11 protein-coding genes are annotated in these 19,482 nt (G+C 45.8%); 6 read left to right on the top strand and 5 right to left on the bottom strand.

Annotation, left to right across the window (positions count from 1 at the left end):
• Window positions 1-64 precede the first annotated feature (64 nt).
• Window positions 65-340: a DUF1294 domain-containing protein gene (locus tag EP58_RS05960; RefSeq protein WP_052171361.1), complete on the top strand. Its 276-nt coding sequence runs from the start codon at window positions 65-67 to the stop codon at window positions 338-340.
• Window positions 341-416: 76 nt separating this feature from the next.
• Window positions 417-707, top strand: coding sequence for a rhodanese-like domain-containing protein (locus EP58_RS05955; protein WP_036091232.1), 291 nt, complete (start codon window positions 417-419; stop codon window positions 705-707).
• 58 nt (window positions 708-765) lie between these two features.
• On the opposite strand, the gene EP58_RS05950 is transcribed toward EP58_RS05955, so the two are convergent.
• Window positions 766-3,414, bottom strand: a complete 2,649-nt coding sequence (locus EP58_RS05950; RefSeq protein ID WP_036091230.1) for a cation-translocating P-type ATPase — start codon at window positions 3,412-3,414, stop codon at window positions 766-768.
• A gap of 185 nt (window positions 3,415-3,599) precedes the next feature.
• The gene (locus EP58_RS05945) at window positions 3,600-5,072 is read right to left on the bottom strand and encodes an MDR family MFS transporter (RefSeq protein ID WP_036091228.1); all 1,473 of its coding nucleotides are present in this window, start codon (window positions 5,070-5,072) and stop codon (window positions 3,600-3,602) included.
• Window positions 5,073-5,198: 126 nt separating this feature from the next.
• Between EP58_RS05945 and EP58_RS16935 the strand changes: the two genes are divergently transcribed.
• Window positions 5,199-5,864 (top strand): TetR/AcrR family transcriptional regulator C-terminal domain-containing protein, encoded by a 666-nt coding sequence (locus tag EP58_RS16935; protein WP_052171360.1) that lies wholly within the window; start codon window positions 5,199-5,201, stop codon window positions 5,862-5,864.
• Between the two features lie 3 nt (window positions 5,865-5,867).
• Window positions 5,868-6,419, top strand: a complete 552-nt coding sequence (locus EP58_RS05935) for a GNAT family N-acetyltransferase (RefSeq protein ID WP_036091226.1) — start codon at window positions 5,868-5,870, stop codon at window positions 6,417-6,419.
• Window positions 6,420-6,478: 59 nt separating this feature from the next.
• On the opposite strand, the gene EP58_RS05930 is transcribed toward EP58_RS05935, so the two are convergent.
• From EP58_RS05930 to EP58_RS05920, 3 genes are all read right to left on the bottom strand, one after another.
• Window positions 6,479-14,674, bottom strand: coding sequence for a SpaA isopeptide-forming pilin-related protein (locus EP58_RS05930; RefSeq protein WP_159106213.1), 8,196 nt, complete (start codon window positions 14,672-14,674; stop codon window positions 6,479-6,481).
• Window positions 14,675-15,080: 406 nt separating this feature from the next.
• Window positions 15,081-16,802 (bottom strand): ABC transporter ATP-binding protein, encoded by a 1,722-nt coding sequence (locus tag EP58_RS05925; protein WP_036091222.1) that lies wholly within the window; start codon window positions 16,800-16,802, stop codon window positions 15,081-15,083.
• A gap of 116 nt (window positions 16,803-16,918) precedes the next feature.
• Window positions 16,919-17,578 carry a Crp/Fnr family transcriptional regulator gene (locus EP58_RS05920; protein ID WP_036091220.1) on the bottom strand — a complete coding sequence of 220 codons (660 nt, stop codon included), beginning with the start codon at window positions 17,576-17,578 and terminating at the stop codon, window positions 16,919-16,921.
• Window positions 17,579-17,761: 183 nt separating this feature from the next.
• Between EP58_RS05920 and EP58_RS05915 the strand changes: the two genes are divergently transcribed.
• Window positions 17,762-18,967: an MFS transporter gene (locus EP58_RS05915; protein ID WP_036091218.1), complete on the top strand. Its 1,206-nt coding sequence runs from the start codon at window positions 17,762-17,764 to the stop codon at window positions 18,965-18,967.
• Window positions 18,964-19,209, top strand: coding sequence for a hypothetical protein (locus tag EP58_RS05910; RefSeq protein WP_036091217.1), 246 nt, complete (start codon window positions 18,964-18,966; stop codon window positions 19,207-19,209). Before EP58_RS05915 ends, EP58_RS05910 begins: the two co-directional genes overlap by 4 nt.
• Window positions 19,210-19,482 lie beyond the last annotated feature (273 nt).

Here is a 19,482-nt window from a genome sequence, read left to right as displayed (position 1 = left end):
TTATAACGTGTTGCCATCCATTTGGCACTTTTAAAATGTTTTTTGAAATGAACAGGAGGATTTTATGCTTATTTTACTCGCCTCGGCGTATTACTTAATGATGAACATCATTGGCTTTGCAACCATGGCTATCGACAAAAATAAAGCCGTCAAACACCAATGGCGCATTCCAGAAGCGACACTTTTGCTCGTTGCCTTTCTCGGCGGTGGTATTGGCTCCTGGCTCGGTATGCACACCTTTCACCACAAAACGCATAAATGGAAATTCAAATTCTGCGTCCCTTTTTCGATTGTCCTGCACATCGGAATCATCCTCTACCTCATCACTTATTTTAAGTAGCTTTATCACAAGCGCGGAAGTTGTTTCTGCCCCCGCTATCCTTTAAAATAAAACTATTCGAGAGGGGTTTTTAGCTATGAGTTTTAATCTTATTTCCGTGGAAGAATTAGAAAATCGTTCGGCAGAAAACATTATCGACGTACGCGACACGGCCGATTTCAATGCCGTTCATATCGAAGGAGTCCGCAACATTCCGCTGATTGGCTTGCCAAATTTTGTAGAAGAACTGGACCCAAACACGATTTATAGCGTGATTTGTTATTCTGGTAATCGCTCCACGCAAGCTTGTGAATACTTGAGTGCCCGCGGTTTCCAATGCGAAAATGTCGTTGGTGGGATGAACGCTTGGCTGGAAAAAGAAAACTAAAAAGAGGTACGCCAAATCCACAGAAAAAAACGGGTCTGGCGTGCCTCTTTATTTTGCGTTATTTTCCTTTTCCAATTCGACTCACTAGTTTGCCGAGTTCCATTAAAATAACAGCTCCTAGCGCTAGTCCCGCCGCAATTCCCCACTCATTTAAACCGAACGATGCAGGAATCGAGAAGACTTCACGTGCGCCTGGAAGGATTGTCACGCCATAAAGCACGAAACATACCAACACAGCGTAAATCACATATTTATTACTGAAAAATCCTGCTTCGAACGCGGTTTGTTTGTTAGAACGTGCCGCAAAAGTTTGCAATGTACGAGCCAAGATCAATGTCGTAAATGCCATCGCCACACTGATTTCAGGCGAATGTTGCAACCCGATATATTGCGAAATAATAACCGCAATCCCAATCAACGCACCACGCGTAATAACCGCCTGCATCGTTCCACCCGCAAAAATACCTTCTTTAATATCCCGCGGTTTGCGCTCCATAACGTCTGGCTCCGCTTTTTCCATTCCGAGTGCAATCGCTGGTAAGGAATCATTGACCAAGTTGATAAACAAGAGTTGCAACGCTGTAAACGGATTAATCCAATCAAAAATTAAGGCAAATAAAATCGCAATAATCGCGCCTAAATTCCCAGCAAATAGGTACGCAATCGATTTTTTTATGTTATCAAAAACAGTTCGGCCAACTTCCACCGCGCTCACAATCGAAACGAAATTATCATCCGTCAAGACCATCGCCGAAGCATCTTTGGCAACATCGGTCCCACTTCCCATCGCGACACCAATATCGGCTTGTTTTAAGGCCGGCGCATCATTCACACCATCACCCGTCATCGAAGTAACTTTGCCTTTTTTCTGCCACGCCTTTACGATTCGAATTTTATTTTCAGGAGATACGCGGGCATATACCGAAATATGCTCCAGTTTTGCGTCAAGTTCCGCTTCCGTTAACGCGTCCAGTTCTTGCCCTGTAAGCGCAATGTCATCCGGTTCCATCAAACCAATATCGCGACCAATCGCCTGCGCCGTCGTCTTGTGATCCCCTGTAATCATTACCGTGCGAATCCCAGCCTTTTTCGACTCCTCAATCGCCGCATACACCGCTTCACGTGGCGGATCAATCATCGCCGTCAAACCAACAAGCACCAAATCATGCTCATCATCCAAATCAACATCCGACTGTGAACCGTCCAAGCGCTTATACGCATACGCCAAAACCCGTAACGCCTGATTCGAAAAGTCCTCATTCGCCTGCATCAAAGTCGCCTTCAATTCATCCGTCAACGGCTGCTCCTTGCCATCCAAAAACACCTGGCTACAGCGCGCAAACACGACATCCGGTCCACCTTTTGTCAGCATCGCTTTTTGCCCATCAAACGTATGCACCGTCGACATCAACTTCCGCTCCGAGTCAAACGGAATCTCCGCCTCCCGCAAATATCGCTCCCGAATCTCGTTATAATTCTTATTGTTCTTATTACTAAACGCGATCAGCGCAACCTCCGTCGGGTCACCAAGCTCAAGCCCCTCCTCATTGATGTTCGAATCATTACAAAGCACCGCGATATGAATCAAACGACGCTCGCCCTCCGACCACGTATCCGGCGTATCCGGAAAAACTTCCTGCGTCCCGTCCGGCAAATAATAATCCACGACCGTCATCTTATTCTGCGTCAATGTCCCCGTTTTATCCGTACAAATCACGCTCGTCGAACCAAGCGTCTCAACAGCCGGCAGTTTGCGAATAATCGCGTGCCGTTTCGCCATCTTGTTCGTCCCAACCGACAACACAATCGTCACAATCGACGACAACGCCTCCGGAATCGCCGCAACAGCCACAGCCACCGCAAACATAAACGCGTTCAAAATCGCCTTCGTCATGTCTCCACTTCCGCCGCCAAGCCAGGCACGCCCAGCCTCAATCGCGAAAATCAAAATACACAACAGCAAAATCCCGACGCCCAGTTTCTTACTAAAGCTCTCCAATTTTTGCTGCAATGGCGTCTGTTTCGCCTCCGCACTCTCCAACAAACCAGCAATTTTACCGATTTCCGTGCCGCCGCCCGTTCCCGTCACGACAAAAGCACCACGGCCGTAAACCGTCAGCGCACCACTGAAGACCATGTTTTTCCGATCCCCAAGCGCCACATCCTCCGAAATCGCCCGAACGTGTTTCTCAACCGCCTCCGATTCCCCCGTCAGCATGCCCTCATCCACTTTAAGCGAACCACTTTCAAAAATCCGTCCATCCGCCGGAACAAAATCCCCAGCATCCAGTAAAACGATATCGCCAACAACGAGTTCCCGCGCCGCAATCGTCAACTTCTCGCCGTTCCTAATCACCTTAGCCTCAGGCGCCGACATCTCCTTCAAGGCATCGAGCGACCCCTCCGCCTTGCGCGTCTGCACCACACTAATCACCGAGTTCAGAATCAGCACCGCAAAAATAATCAACGACTCCACAACCTCGCCAATCAAAATCTGCACGAACGCTGCGGCAAGCAAAACGATGACCATCGGATCCTTAAACGTCTCTAAAAACAGTTTCCACAACGGATCCCGCAACTTATCTTTCAGCTCATTATAACCATCCCGATCCAACCGTTTCGTAACCTCCGCCGTCGTCAAGCCAGTTTTCGCAGAAGTTTCTAACTCTTCTAAAACCTTATCCGCTTCCTCTTGATATCTCTGCATCCCTAAACACCTCTTTTTTCCCAATATACTATCCATTATACCCGAAAAACCCCATTTTCAAATCAAAAAACCACGAAATCCAAAAAAATCGAATGTCGCGGTCTAAAATCACTATTAAAAAAATTTATGTTTTCACTCAAAATCTTACTATTCCGCCGAACCTCAGCGTTTGTCGCCACGTTGAATTACTCGCGTAGGTCGGACATCTTCGCCTTGCCCATCAACAGCATCGTAAAGAATGCCAAACTTAGCGGAATCAGCGTCCACAAGAACGTTTGCGCGATCGAACTACATAACACTTCCGTCACCTTGTCCAAAATGTCAGTTGGAATTTTTGCACGTAGTTCTGGAGATAAAATCGCGCGGCTATCGATGTGCTTAAACATAGCCGGAACCCCGTCTGCAAACAGGTTCCGCTGCACCACGCCATAAATTGTAATCCCAACGGTCATCCCGAACGAGCGGATAAAGTTGTTCGTCGCACTCGCCGTTCCGCGCTCACTCGGATTAATTTTATACAGGCTCGCCGTCCCGAGAATCGAGAACGATGGGCCAATCCCAACGCCTAGCATCACCATGTAAATCGTCAACATGTAGCGCGGCGTATCCGGCGTCAGCGTCCCGAACAAAATCGTCGTGACAAACGTCAAAATCCCAGCGCAAATCATAATCGAGCGGAAACTAAAGCGGTTCGCCAAATTCCCCGAAACGGCCGCCATCACGCTCGTCCCAACCATCATCGGCAGGAGTAACAAGCCCGAATTCGTCGCCGTTCCACCATCCACACCTTGCACATAAAGCGGAATATAAATCGTCGCCACCATGAAGACGCCACCGTACAGCATCCCCGTCAGCACCGTCCCCAAGTAAACGTTTCGCTTAAACAAGTAAAACGGTAAAATCGGATCCGACGCGCGGCGCTCCACGAAAATCAGCACAATCATCGCGACCACAAACAACGCAAACAGACTCAAAATCTGCACAGAATCCCATGCATATGTCTGCCCACCAAGCTCTAGCCCGAACATCAAAGCAACCGTTCCACCAACAAGGAAGAACGCGCCCAGCCAATCAATTTTAGCTTTATTATGTTTCGGCGATTCTTTATAAAAAGTACTAATTAAAAATAAGGCCACAATTCCAATCGGTATATTGATATAGAAAATCCAGTGCCAGCTAATGTTATCCGTGATGAACGCGCCAAGTAGCGGTCCAACAACGCTTGATAGTCCGAATACCGCACCAAACCAACCGCCGACGCTCGCTCTTTTTTCTAGCGGCAATACGTCCCAAATAATCGTGAACGCAATCGGCATCAACGCACTACCACCGATACCTTGAATCGCACGGTAAATCGCGAGTTGCGTCATAGATTCCGCCGTTCCACAAAGAATCGATCCAATTAAAAATAATGTAATCCCGAATATATAGAATCGTTTCCGTCCATACATATCCGATAATTTCCCGAAAATCGGCATTCCAGCCATTTCTGCAACTAAGTACGCCGATGTAATCCAAACATACTTATCAAGTCCCCCTAAATCCCCTACGATTGTGCCCATACTTGCCGCAACAATCGTGTTGTCAAGAGAAGAAACAAAGATTCCGAGCATGAGCGCTACCAATACCGGAACTATTTTCGTTTCTGTTTTTGCCATTTTCCTCACCCTTCTTGACCCCAACCATGTATAATAGAGTTATCACAGTTCGTCTTCTTAATTTAACACTGTTAAATTATATCCCTATTCCCCTGAAAATAAAATCAGTCTAAAGGAGTATTTTTAGTGAGCAAAAAAAGGAATCTGACCAAAGAAAAGATCATTCTGGCCTCATTAGAAGTTTTACAGAAGCATGGTATGCAAAAATTGTCGATGCGTAAAGTGGCCGAAGCGATGAACGTCCAAGCCCCTGCGATTTATTGGCATTTCAAGAACAAACAGGATTTGCTTCAAGGGTTGGCAAGCTACATGTCATCTCAGATTGAGCTCCCTGATTCGGCGCTCTCTTGGCAGGAAAAAGCGCGTATTATTGCGATCCGAAGCCACGATATGATGCGCGAAATCCCAGACGGCGCGGAAATCATGATGAAAACTGTTCCTGTGGATATCCACCGTTTGACGCTGATCGATTGCTTGTTCCGCGCTTTTTCAGACGCTGGATTCAGTGAAGATCAGACGCTTGCTCTATGCAATTTGATCGATAATTATGTGACGGGCATTGCGCTGGATGAAACGTCACAGGACCGGACGCTGAGCGAGGTTGGGCCAGATAAAATACATGGACTTTTTGCCTCGATGTTCGAACGGGAAGACACGCAAAATCTCAAAGTACTGCCGGCTATGAAAAAGCACGCTGCATCTGGCAATCGTTTTGATTTGAATTTTCTATTTGGACTGGACGTTATTATCGCTGGTGCTGAGAAGTTGCTGGCGTCAAATGAAGGAGTGTAAACTATGCGCAAAGATAAGTTATTACAAGGGGAACGCGTTTTCTTGCGCCCATTGAATGCAGACGATCAAGATACATACTATACGTTATTTTTTGACAAGGATGTGCGCCGGTTAACGGGGACAAAACAGGCTTTTACGTACGCCCAAATCGAGCAATATATCGCGAATAAATGGCAGGACAGTAGCGCGTTGTTGTTGCTGATTTGCTTGCAAGATACGGAGGAAGTGATTGGCGACATTGCGCTACAGGATATCGACACGACGAATCGCAACGCCAACATACGGATCGCGATTGGAAAAGCGGAACATCAAAGTAAAGGCTACGGCTCAGAGGCGATGCGACTCATGCTCGATTACGGCTTCGGGATTTTGAATTTGCACCGCGTCGAGTTAAACGTATTTGCCTACAATAAACAAGCCGCCCGCGCCTATGAAAAAGTCGGTTTCACAATCGAAGGCCTGCAACGAGAAGCCTTGTTTTACGACCACGCGTATCACGATTCGATTGTGATGAGTATACTCGCTCAGGAATATCACGAAAAATATCTAAAATAGCCTCAAAAAAGGATGGAAGCTGATGTATTTGAGTCAGCCTCCATCCTTTTCCTATACTATTAACGTTTTCTGCGTGTGTATAACATCGTGCTCAGAATCAAGAATCCACCAGCAAACAAGAATAGCCATTCCTCTGCGTCCCCGGTATGCGGCAACGTCTGATTCCCTTTTTTCACACCTTTTATCGTCGTGTCACTGCCATGATTCATCGGTGTTGGTGTATTCGTGTCCGGCTTATCTGGCGTGCTTGGTTTGTTTGGTTTATCTGGCTTATCTGGATTCGTTGGTGGTATCACAATTTTCGCATCGGTTACGACAACTGTGATTGGCTTCGTACTAAGCTCTGGAATCGCTACCTGCTTCGGTTCTGGGTCAACTGTATACCCTTTTGGCGGCTTCAGTTCCTTGACATAGTACTTACCTGGAATCAATTTAGGGAAATGCACTTTACCATCTGCCTGCGTGATTCCTTTGGCAACCATTTTTTGATCTTCGTCTAGAATGCTGTAAGAGGCGCCTTTTAGCGATATTTTCTCGTCATCCCGATCGACTTTATGAACGATGATGCTGCCATAATCTTTTTGGTTCGTAAATGTTACTTCTTTCACCGCCGTTTGGTTTTCATCAATCGTGAACGGTATTTTTGTGGTATCCAACAGATAACCTTTTGGCGCTGTTTTCTCTTGGAAATAATAATCCCCTGGTACTAAATCCGTCGCGCCTAACTCACCCAAATTATTGCTCACGAGATTTTCTTGAATGCGCGTTCCACCATCTGTATATAAGTCAAAAGTGGCACCTGCTAGCCGTTCTTTCGTCTCGCTAGCCGTTTTCGTCAATTTGACCGAGCCCGGAATAAGCGTATTTGGCATCGTCACCTCGACTTCTTCTTGTTGAGACGGAACAATCGTGAACGGTACTGGCGTTGGATCGAGTTCATAGCCAATCGGTGCCCTCGTCTCGATAAACTGATAATCTCCTGGTAACAAATCAGCCGTTTCAATTTCACCATCCGCATTCGTCGTTAAATCCGTCTGAATAACGTTGCCGTTCAGGTCCTCTACCTTGAAAACTGCTCCAAACAAGTGATCATCAGGATTGACGCTATCTTCCTTCATCAGCATCGCCTTACCACGTATCATCTCGTTCGCATAATTAATCGTCAAGGTTTGCTGCTGCCCTTTCACCACGGTAAATTTGAGCGGAATCGTCGGTAAGCGATAATGCGTCGGCGCTTGTGTTTCCATCAATTCGTACTCACCCGGCGCTAAGTTATCGATGTAGATATCTCCCGTTTCATCCGTTGCAGCCGTTTCTCCAAGCGAGATATTCAAGCCCAACGATTTCAATCTAAATTTAGCACCCAACAAACTTTTCGATGGATTCACGCTATCCGCTTTATGCAACCGAATCGATCCTGTCAAAAGTGTATTCTTCGCTTCCAAATACAGCCCCTCTTGTTGCGCTTTTACAATCGTAAACGGTATTGGCGTGCTATCTAACTGATAAAATTCTGGTGCTTGCGTTTCTTGCAAAATATAATCGCCTGGATCAAGATCCGGTATCGTTATCTTCCCGAAGACGTCCGTCACTAGGTTTTCTTGCAACGTCACACCTTCACCATCTGTCAGCTTAAACACTGCTCCCGGCAATGCTTCGCCAGACACACTATCTACTTTATCCAACGATACAGTACCCGGAATAATCTTATTCAGCGCTTGAACCGCCACAGCCTCCTGTTGTCCTTTTGCAATCGTAAAGTCTACTGGCGTCGCGTCCAAATAATAACCATATGGCGCGGCAGTTTCAATAAACTGATAATCTCCCGGCGCCAAATCGTTCACCCGGATAAGCCCGTCTTCGCTGCCAGTCAAATTATCCTGCACCAAGTCACCGTTACTATCCACCACTTTAAAAGTAGCACCATCAATCGGCGTTCTTGTTTTCTGATCCAGCTTCGTTAAGACTGCACCACCTTTTGTCAGCGTATTCGTCGTCGCAACACTCGCCTTCGTTTGTTGCGATTTAACAATTGTAAACGGAATTGGCGTCGCATCCAGCATATAGCCAAATGGTGCCGCGGTTTCCACAAACGTATACGCGCCCGGCGCCAAGTCTTTCGTTGTGATTTGACCACCTTGATTCGTCACTAAGCCCGATTGCACCACTTCTCCTTGTGAATTTTTCACGTCAAAAGTCGCGCCCTCAATCATGAGCAGTGGATTCACGCTATCCGTTTTCGTCAACATCGCCTTCCCAGTCAATAACGTATTCGTGTAAGCAATCTCCAAAGCCGTCTGCTGTCCTTTCACAACCGTGAATGCAATCGGCGTCGTTGGCAGTTGGTAATCCGTTGGTGCCACCGTTTCCATGAGTTCATAATCCCCCGGTGCCAAATTATCGATCGAAAGTTTACCATCTTGATCCGTCGCTACCGTTTCGCCAAGGTCTGTATCCGTCGTCACCGATTTCAGTGAAAACTTCGCCCCTGCCAAATTCACAGCCGCATCCACATCATCCGTTTTATGCAAGGTCACAGCACCCGTTTCCAGCGTATTCGTCGCCGTTAACTGCACCGCCTCCTGTTGTGCCTTCACAATCGTAAACGGAATCAGCGTACTATCCAATTGATAATATTGCGGCGCTATCGTTTCCTGCAACGCATAATCACCTGGATCCAAGTTCGGAATCGTTATTTTACCAAACGCATCCGTCGTCAAGTCTTCCTGCAACACATTATCATCGCCGTCCAGCAACTTGTAAACCGCGCCCGGCAAAACTTCTCCCGACACATCGTCCGTTTTCGACAACGTCACGGTACCCGGTATAATTTTATTTGGAGCACTCACCGAAACAGGTTCCGCCTGCCCTTTTGTAATCGTAAATGGAATCGGCGTTGCATTTAAATAATATCCCGTCGGTGCCGCCGTCTCGATAAACTGATAGTCCCCCGGTGCCAAATCATTCACGCGAATCACACCATCAGAACCACCAACCAAGTCCTCCTGCACTAGGTCGCCGTTACTATCCACCACTTTAAAAGTAGCACCATCAATCGGCGTATTGGTTTTCTGATCTACTTTCGTCAATATAACATCGCCCGGCGTCAGCACATTGCTCGCGTCCACTTTCACCGCCGCCACTTGCGACTTACCAATCGTAAACGGAACTGGCGTCGCGTCTAGAATATAGCCAAATGGCGCGCTCGTTTCCACAAACGTATAATCACCCGGCGCCAAATCCTGCGTCGTAACCACACCATCAGCGTCCGTCACTAAGCCCGTTTGCACCGTGTCACCATCCGCATCCAACACATCAAACGTCGCATCCGGAATCGTAATCAGCGGATTCACACTATCCCGTTTCGTCAACTCCGCCTTGCCTTTAATCAACGCGTTCGCATAATTCACATCCAGCGCCGTCGTCTGATTTTTAACAATCGTAAAATGGTATGGCGTCGTCGGCAACTGATAATGCGTCGGAGCCTTCGTTTCCATCAAGTCATACTCCCCAGGCGCCAAACCATCGATGTACAAATCACCATTCGCATCGACCTCAAGCGATGCATCGACCACATTCCCCGTCGCGCTATCCGTCAACGTGAACTTCGCGCCAGCCAATTTCTGCGCGGCATCCACACTATCCACCTTATGGAACATCATCGCGCCCGTTTTCAGCGTATTCTTCGCCGTCAACTGCAAAGCATCCTGTTGCGCTAGCGTAATCGTAAATGGAATCGGCGTACTATTCAGCTGATAAGCAACCGGCGCCCCCGTTTCCACCAAAGCATAATTTCCTGGATCAAGGTCTGGAATCGTCAACTTCCCGGACGCATCCGTCACAAGCCCCGTTTGCAGCTCATTCTGATTCCCATCCAATAATTTAAAAGTAGCACCAGCAAGCGTTTCCCCACTCACATTATCCACCTTCGTCAAAACAACCGTCCCCGGAATCACCTTATCAAGCGCGTTAACCGTCACTTCCTGCAACTGCGATTTCACAATCGTAAACGGAATCGCCGTACTATCCAAATAATAACCCGTCGGTGCCGCCGTCTCCACAAACTGATACGTTCCCGGCGCCAAATTCGTCACATGCACTTTCCCAGCCGAGTCACTCGTCAAGTTCGCCTGCACCAAATCACCGTTACTCTTTTGCAACGAGAAAACCGCTCCTGCAAGTACCGCTCCCGACTTCTTATCCTTCTTCGTCAACGTGACCCCGCCCGTTTTCAGCGTATTTGTCATCGTTTTAGCAACAACATTCGTGCTTCCCGTCGCTTTTGAAATCGTAAACGGAATTGGTGTCGCATCCAACTTGTAATCCGTCGGAGCCACCGTTTCCACCAATGTATAATTTCCAAGCGGCAAGTTCGGAATCTCCAGCTTCCCTTGAATATTCGTCGTCAAATTCGATTGCAACGTCGTCCCCGCACTGTTCAGCAATTTAAACACCGCACCAGCGAGCGGCACATGCGTCACACTATCCTCTTTCGTCAGTGAAATCGTGCCCGGAATCAGCGAATCGTAAGCACTCACCGCAACCGCCGTCGTCTGTTTTGCCGCAATCGTGAACGGAACTGGCGTCGTGTTCAGCTGGTAACCCGTTGGCGGCGTAACTTCCACAAACGAATAACTGCCCGCCGACAAATTCGACACTTTAATTTTCCCGTTACTATCTGTTGTCAAATTGTCCTGAACCACCACATTGCCCTTTTTCAACTGATAAACCGCACCAGCCAAGGCCGTCGTCGTACTCGTTTGATATTTCGTCAGCGTCACTTCTCCAACAAACAGCGCATTTTTCACTGTCACCGCTTTTGTCGTCGCCGCGATATTCACTGCAATCCCCGTTTCCAACGAGTCTGAAATAACATAACCAGTCGGCGCCACCAGCTCTTTTATCAGGTAGTTCCCGTACCGCAAAGCACCAAAAACAACTTGACCATTGCTATCCGAGACGCCCGAACGCAACACAACCGTTCCCGTCGAATCATAAAGCGCGAGTGTAGAACCAGCAAGTGGCGTCGTTCCACTATCCGTTTTCGTCACCGTAATCGTACCACGAACACCGGTACCACTACCACCACCGTCCGTCACTTTCACGACAATATCCGATGCCGTCTCCACTTGCTCCGTCGTAATATTGCTACCGGCCAACTTAATACTATTGCTCACCGTTTCTTTATCATTTGCATCAATAAATGAACTATATTTCAAAATATAAGCCGACGAAATTTTATTCGCAAAAATTATCTTAAACGTCTGCGCTCCCGTCGTATTATTCGTTGTAATCTCTAACGTGTAATCCTGTCCCTGCACCAACTCCGCACCTTGCGTAAACGTTCCATTTGCCGCAATCACCGTTTTATACAGGTGGAACGTCGATGGAATCAACACTTGGTTACTTGTTGGCGTATCCACGATCGTAGCGTTGGAAATCGTAGACTGCCCAGCATTAATATTCGCTGTCCAATCAATATTCTTCCCATTTTGCACACCCGTTTTCGTCACATAACTACCACCACTTGGAATCGTCACCGTACCAGTCCACGATGCAAAATTCTGATCCCCATCTTTTAGCGTCGCCGTGTTCTGATAGGACGCCACAATCAGTTTATCCGCAATGCTCGTTTTATACGTAATATAATACGCCGTCTGAATACTGTGATTGAAATGAACCGTAATCACACCGCCAGTCGTATCAAGCGTATACTCACTACTCGGCACAATACCGCCATCCGAATAACTATTTTGCCCCGTGCCAAGCGTCATCTTATGCACTTCAATCGTGTTCGGTAACAACGTCTGATTCGCCGCAATCGAATCGGTAAAAATCGGATCCGCAACAGGTTGCAAGTTATAGTTCATGCCAACCGTCCACGTAATCTCTTTCTTCTGAGCATCATACGTCCCCGATTTAAAGCCATTGTTCTTCGTATAATCACCCGGATTCACATTCACAACGACCGAACTCGTATCGTCCCCACTAATATCCGTCCAAATAATCGATGCCACATTTTCAAAATTGTTCGGCGCCGTCACTTCCGAGTAATTAAACGACGTATTGTACGTCAACTTCAACGTATGCGTCATATTATGCTGATAATTCCCAATCAATTCAATCGTGAACCCTTTTCCATCCGAGTTCATCGCGAGCACATAGTCCACACCCGCAACAAGTACACTACTCGCATTATTCATGTCCACTATCTTCACCGAATTCTGAATCAGCGTTAAACCATCCGAAGTAAACCGATCCTTAATAAAAACATCATTCATAATATAATTGTTATTATTAATAATCTGTTCCCACTGCATCACTTTTGTATTATAGTTCGTGCTCGTGACCCGCTTACTAATATTCCCCTGCGTCACTGCTCGCGTTGCCGCCACCGTTGTCGTATTAGGCGCGCTCACCTGATTGGAAACCGTCAAATTGCTCGTAATCAAATTCGTCGGCACCGTATCATACGTAATCACATACGCCCCTGTAATCGGCGCATTAAACTGTAAATTAAAACCGTTCTGCCCGCTATTCGACACAGGCGTCACCGTATACGCACTACTCGGCACCACGCTACCAACCGTCGCCACGCCTGCTCCATCGATGCTCACATTTTTAACAACAATCGATCCCGCCACAAGTCCATACGTATTCGTAAATAAATCACGGATAATCGCGTTAGGCTGTGTGATTGCAGCGGTATCATAATTATAATTAATCGTCCAAGAAATTTTTTGCGTCTTAGAATCATACGTACTCGACTTATTCAGACGTTTTCCACGATTAATATTCACCGTCGACGTCGCCGTAACAGAAGGATTTCCCGTACTCGTTAATGTCGCACTATTCGTGAATCTCGTTTTCGTCAAATCCGTAATCGTCGTCGTATATCTGACCTCATACGCCTTAATCGTACTGTCCCCAAACCTAACTTCTAGCGTATTATTCGCATTAGGCACAATCGTATATTCCGATGGGTCCGCAAGCTCACCGAGAGAATTCGTCCCATCCACAAAAACATTCAATTTGTAGACTTTGATCGACGCCGCATCAAGCGAAAGCCCCGCCTGCATCGGATCTTTCAACACCGCATTTTTCAAAAGTCGCTGATTCCCATTGACTTTCACCGCCCAACTCACCGAAGTCGGGTTATACGTAGCATTCGCAACACCCGTTTTAGCAAGACTAGTCCCACCACTCGGCACAAAATTAAGCGTAAAAGACATCGCCTCTTCTATCGGAAAGGTAATCTCTTTCGTCGTAATCCCAATAATATGCTGCTTATCAAAATACGTCGTGAAATGCAGCTCCCCGTGAACCTCCGAAGACGTCTCCGCATTTTCATTAAACGTCATAGTAACCTTGTGATCCGTATTCACCACAAACGACCCGTAATCCCCAAGCGTGCCCGTAATCGGCGCCGTTATCGCAAAAATACTTGGCAACGTAAACGTGTACGTATCTCCATTTTTGACATTCAACGCATCCGGCAGCGCCCACTCAAACTGAATTTTCGCCGAAGAATCCGCAGTTGGCCGATTTTCATCCGTAAATGGCACACCATCCGCATCCGTAAAAATAACATTCGTCAAAATATTCGACGCGATAGCTGTGCCCTCTATAGAAGCAACCGATGCATTCGACTTAGCTTTAGGCTTCGTCACCGGATCTTTCACAGGCTCTTTTGTAGTCTCGGTTCCTTTATCAGTCTTTTCATCCTGTACTTCCTGCTCTAACGGAACATCAACCGTCACTAACTGCGTACCAAGATTAAATTTCAGCGGCAGAAGCTTCTCTTTCGTATCACTCTTAAGCGTCGCATCTAAAACGATTTCCCCCTGTTTATCCTCCGTAAATCCCGTTGCCTTCTCATTAAAAGTCAAGCGCAACGTATGCTTCGCGTTATCCGTTACCAATGTCCCGTACGTCACACCATCAATTTGGAAATCCTCACTCAAATTCTTCTCCAAATTCACGTTTTCTGGAATCGTCAAATAAACCTCTTTGCCAGCCAAATTTTCCCCACTAGCAATCGTCCAGCCGTACCGAATAGCCACCTTGCTTTTCTCCAATTGCAGCGGTTCCGAATCCGCCGTTATCGCCTTACCAGCCCCATCCTCCACAACAACACCTGTAAAAAAGTCCTTTTCCACAGCGTCCAGATTCTCAGATTGAGCCGGAATCGCCGTCAAAACCGTGAACGCCACCAACATGAAAGTAAGCACCGAAGCCAGTATTCTCTTCATCATTCTCTCCCCCATTTTCTAATACAAAAAAACAGCTACTTCTATCTCTCCGAAAAAACCGAACTACTTTCCTATCGGATTATATATGTACCTAAAGTAACCACAAATTTCGCATTATAATTATCTAATAAGTAATTTTTTTCACACAAAATCACTCTAGAAGTATTTAATACCACTATCTACTATTTCCAAACACGATAAAATTCTAAATATGGGAAATAAAGCTACATATAAAGAACAAAAGATTTACAAAACAGCGTCAAATAAGACACAAATACACATTATTCCCGTTTCAAAAAAATTTTTTCACTATAGCTAATACACCTTTTAATATAGATTTATTTTCCATTATTAGATTAAAAAAAGGTAAGGACTCTAACAATAAAATCTCTTACCTCTAAAGCTAGTATTATTCATTTCTTGAAAACTGTGCATCATGCAAATTACGGTACGCGCCATTCCTTGCCAGCAACTCCGCATGCGTTCCCTGTTCCGCAATTCCAGACTCGTTCACCACAATAATCCGGTCCGCATGTTTAATCGTCGCCAATCGATGCGCAATAATCAACGTCGTCCGCCCCTTCGCGAGCTCGTCTAACGACTGCTGAATCACCAGTTCCGTTTCCGTATCAAGCGCTGATGTCGCCTCATCCAAAATCAAAATCGGCGGGTTTTTCAAGAACATGCGCGCAATCGCCAGCCGCTGCTTCTGTCCACCAGAAAGCTTCACACCCCGCTCCCCGATAAGCGTATCCAAACCATTCGGCATCTCATCCACAACTTTCTCCAAATGCGCCAGTTTCACCACATATTGAATTTCCTCATCCGTCGCATCCAATTTTCCGTACGCAATGTTCTCCCGAATCGATCCCGAAAACAAGAACACATCCTGCTGCACCACACCAATTTGCGCCCGTAAAGAAGCCAGCGTCATCGCCTGAATGTCCATCCCATCGATCGTAATCGCGCCCGCCGTCACATCATAAAACCGCGGCAACAAGTTACAAATCGTCGTTTTCCCAGCACCAGAAGGCCCAACAAACGCAATCGTCTCGCCCGCCTTCACCTGCAAATCAATCCCATCCAGCACCATTTTTCCTGAATCATATTGGAACGACACATTCTTGTACGAAATATCACCATGCAAATGCGCCACGTCCACTGCATCCTCCCGGTCCACAATCGCCGGCTTCGTGTCAATCACCTCAATAAACCGCTTAAATCCAGCAATCCCTTTCGGATAACTCTCAATCACCGAATTAATCTTCTCAATCGGCCGCATAAACACATTCGTTAGCAAAATAAAGCTCACAAACTGCCCGTACGAAATCTCATCATTAATCACAAAATACGATCCAAAAAACAGCGCAAATAACGTAATCAAGCGCATCAAAAAGTAGTTAAACGAGAAACTAAATCCCATCACCTTATAAAACATCAATTTCGATTGGCGATACGTCTGATTCAGCAATCCAAAACGCTCCCGCTCAAAACCTTCATTCGCAAACGCCTGCACCACACGCACACCACTAATCGCGTTCTCCACGCCCGCATTAAAACTACCCAAATCCTTAAAAATCTGCGTATTCACACCCGTCATCTTTTTGTTAAACAGAATAATCAAAACTCCTAAAATCGGCACGAGCACAATCGTCATCACGGCAAGCTTCACATTGATCGTCATCATCAACAGAAACGCCCCAACAAGCGACATAATCGAAATGAAAATATCCTCCGGTCCGTGATGCGCGACCTCTCCAATCTCAAACAAATCCGTCGTCATCCGCGACATCAATTTCCCTGTTTTCTGATTGTCATAATACTCAAACGGCTGCTTCTGCAAATGCGCAAACAAATCCCGGCGCATATCCGTCTCAATATTGAGCCCCAACATATGCCCCCAATACGTCACAATATACTGCATAAACATATTCAAAAAATAGAAAAACAATAACGCCAAAGCCGCCGTCACAATCAATCCCCAGTCCTTATTCGGCAACAACTTATCAATCACCTGATTCACAGCCACTGGAAACGCCAACTCAAGGAGCGCCGCAATAACCGCACACCCAAAATCAATTATAAATAAAAGCTTATAAGGCTTATAATAACTAAAAAATCGTCTCAACATCATCTTACCTCCCCTTTCTGTCACGGAAATTCTATTATAACAAACAAACGCGCACCTGCCTAGTTGAGAATCTTTCTCAATAAAAAAAGTTCCCGCTACACGCAAGAACCTCCCCCTCAAAAAATCACATTTTCCTGAATCACATCGAGCTTTTTAATAATAATATACCGATTCCGCATCGCTATAACGCCCTCCGCCTTCAACTGCTGAAAAATCCGATTCACACTACTCGCCGAATTAATCCCGCAAAAATGCCCAATTTCCTCATTGCTCACCAAAAAATCAATCAAAAACTGATCCTGTTCTATCTCCACACCAAACAATTTATACAACTCATAAAGCTGCGTACAAATAGCCCCTAATTTGCCATTCATCAACATTTGCTGCATCTTCTTAATCGACTCCAAAAGCCGCGTCCGGTAGTAATCCTTCACATAAATCTGCAAATCACCATTCCCATTCACATCCCGCCAAAACTGAACCCGATCAATCCGATATAACTCCGCACTATCCGACTCCACCCGAATATTAAAAGGCGCATTCGCAAACTGAGAATACTCATCTTTTAGTAGCGACACAATATCCATCTTATTAATATAACCCAGATTAAATTCGCGACCATCCCTTGAAATAATACTCGTCTTGATAATCCCACTTTTTAAAATATACACATACGAATCTTCCAGTCCCTCATACGTTAAATATTTGCGGCGCGCCCTCGTAACAATCGGAAAATCATTGGCACTGACATATTCACTAAGAATATCCTGATTCATTATTCCATCCCCTTTATCCAAAATCCCGCTTATCTATCTCCATCATACAGAATCCCTCCACATTTATTCACAACATTTGTTATACATTTTTGTATATATCATACTAGATTACCAAATTAAAAAGTACGCGGACAAAAAAAGCTCTATACTAATGCTTGTTATCAAGAAAGGGAGTTTTATCGCATGAAAGAAAAATTATTCAACAAAGGTTTCATTTTAATCACACTCATTAACTTCGTCGTGTACCTCGTCTATTACTTATTAATGGTTATCATCGCCGTCATCGCCCAAGAAAACTTGAACGCATCACTTGGCGAGGCTGGTTTTGCATCTGGCATCTACATCATCGGTACATTGCTAGCCAGACTCTATATGGGAAAGAAACTAGAATTACTCGGTCGACAACGCGTTCTGAGATACGGTATCTTGTTCTTTTTATTCACCACAATCGCTTACATATACATGCCCTCTATTTCCGTCATGTTCCTCATTCGCTTTTTAAACGGCTTTGCTTACGGAACTACCTCCACAGCCACCAATGCCATCGTCACATCCTATATCCCTAAATCAAGAAACGGGGAAGGCATCAATTATTACGGACTTAGCACAAGTTTAGCCGCAGCAATTGGTCCCTTTATCGGCATGATTATGCTCAGTCAAACAAGTTTTTATACCATCATTCTTTTCTCCAGCATCCTTGTACTCCTAACAACCCTTCTCTGCTTCTACCTCCCTGTGAAAAATATCGTTTTAACAGACGAACACCGCAAAGCATTGAAAACCTGGACTCTATCAAGCTTCGTGGAATTGAAAGTACTGCCAATCGCTTTCGTCGCCTTTTTGATGGGCATCTCTTATTCCACCGTACTCACATTTCTTGCTTCTTACGCCAGAACCATCGATCTCGTCAGCGCCAGCACCTTTTTCTTCGTGGTTTACGCCTTAGTCATCACCTTCACCAGACCCATGTCCGGCAAACTATTCGATGTCAAAGGTGAAAAATTCGTTATGTATCCAAGCTATTTCTTCTTAGCCGTGGGATTATTCGTTCTAAGCACCGCCTCGACCAGCTTCGTTCTGCTTCTTTCCGGCGGCTTAATCGGCTTAGGCTACGGAACATTTATGTCCAATGGGCAAGCCGTCAGTTTAAAAGTTTGCGAGCCACACAGAATCGGCATCGGCTTATCCACCTACTTTATCGGGCTTGATCTCGGCTTAGGAATCGGACCCTACATCATGGGCGAAATCCACCACGTCCTATCCTTCCAAGGCCTCTACATCATTGCCGGAATCATCGCCTTCGCCTGCATTTTCGTTTATATGTACTTTTCAAAAAGATATGTCACCATGCCCGCACCAAAAAATTTAAAAGGAAGTGAAGAAATATGAACCATCTACTTTTAGTAACAGCAGCCGGCTACATCATCGGCCATCAACTTGCAGATAACGACAAAAATCAATCCATCACACTCGGAGACGTTCATATCAATAATACCGCGCAACGGCTGATCGACCATTTTGAAAGCTTAGAAATCGCGAAAGAACACATTATCGGCTATAAAACCCTATCCACCGACGACACACAAAACCTCATTGCAAGATGGCAAGCCGATTATTTTACCACTTCATAATAGATGAAAGGTTTAGGATATAACTCCAAACAAGACAAAATCGCCTGCCCCTTTATTTTTGGGTAAGACGAAAATAATGCGTTACACAAATCGAGCGAAAGCGTTTGTATTCAGGGGATTTGGTGGAATGAGGATGGCAAACTCATTCCATTCTTTTGCATATTGAGGTTCTAATTCGCCTTGCTTCAAAGAACCACAACAAAGCGGAGCATACTGGTGTATGTGATGACTGAAAGCAGGGAGGGAGTCGTATCCTCAACCATGCGAGAAGTT

It is taken from the genome of Paenilisteria newyorkensis (assembly GCF_000766145.1).
Lineage (GTDB): Bacteria > Bacillota > Bacilli > Lactobacillales > Listeriaceae > Listeria_A > Listeria_A newyorkensis.
This window is presented reverse-complemented; position numbering and strand designations above follow the sequence as displayed.

Excerpts from the sequence above, each read along its gene's own strand:
- EP58_RS05960 (WP_052171361.1), top strand. The coding sequence starts at position 65 with ATGCTTATTTTACTCGCCTCGGCGTATTACTTAATGATGAACATCATT.
- EP58_RS05955 (WP_036091232.1), top strand. The coding sequence starts at position 417 with ATGAGTTTTAATCTTATTTCCGTGGAAGAATTAGAAAATCGTTCGGCA.
- EP58_RS05950 (WP_036091230.1), bottom strand. The coding sequence starts at position 3,414 with ATGCAGAGATATCAAGAGGAAGCGGATAAGGTTTTAGAAGAGTTAGAA.
- EP58_RS05945 (WP_036091228.1), bottom strand. The coding sequence starts at position 5,072 with ATGGCAAAAACAGAAACGAAAATAGTTCCGGTATTGGTAGCGCTCATG.
- EP58_RS05935 (WP_036091226.1), top strand. The coding sequence starts at position 5,868 with ATGCGCAAAGATAAGTTATTACAAGGGGAACGCGTTTTCTTGCGCCCA.
- EP58_RS05930 (WP_159106213.1), bottom strand. The coding sequence starts at position 14,674 with ATGATGAAGAGAATACTGGCTTCGGTGCTTACTTTCATGTTGGTGGCG.
- EP58_RS05925 (WP_036091222.1), bottom strand. The coding sequence starts at position 16,802 with ATGTTGAGACGATTTTTTAGTTATTATAAGCCTTATAAGCTTTTATTT.
- EP58_RS05920 (WP_036091220.1), bottom strand. The coding sequence starts at position 17,578 with ATGAATCAGGATATTCTTAGTGAATATGTCAGTGCCAATGATTTTCCG.
- EP58_RS05915 (WP_036091218.1), top strand. The coding sequence starts at position 17,762 with ATGAAAGAAAAATTATTCAACAAAGGTTTCATTTTAATCACACTCATT.
- EP58_RS05910 (WP_036091217.1), top strand. The coding sequence starts at position 18,964 with ATGAACCATCTACTTTTAGTAACAGCAGCCGGCTACATCATCGGCCAT.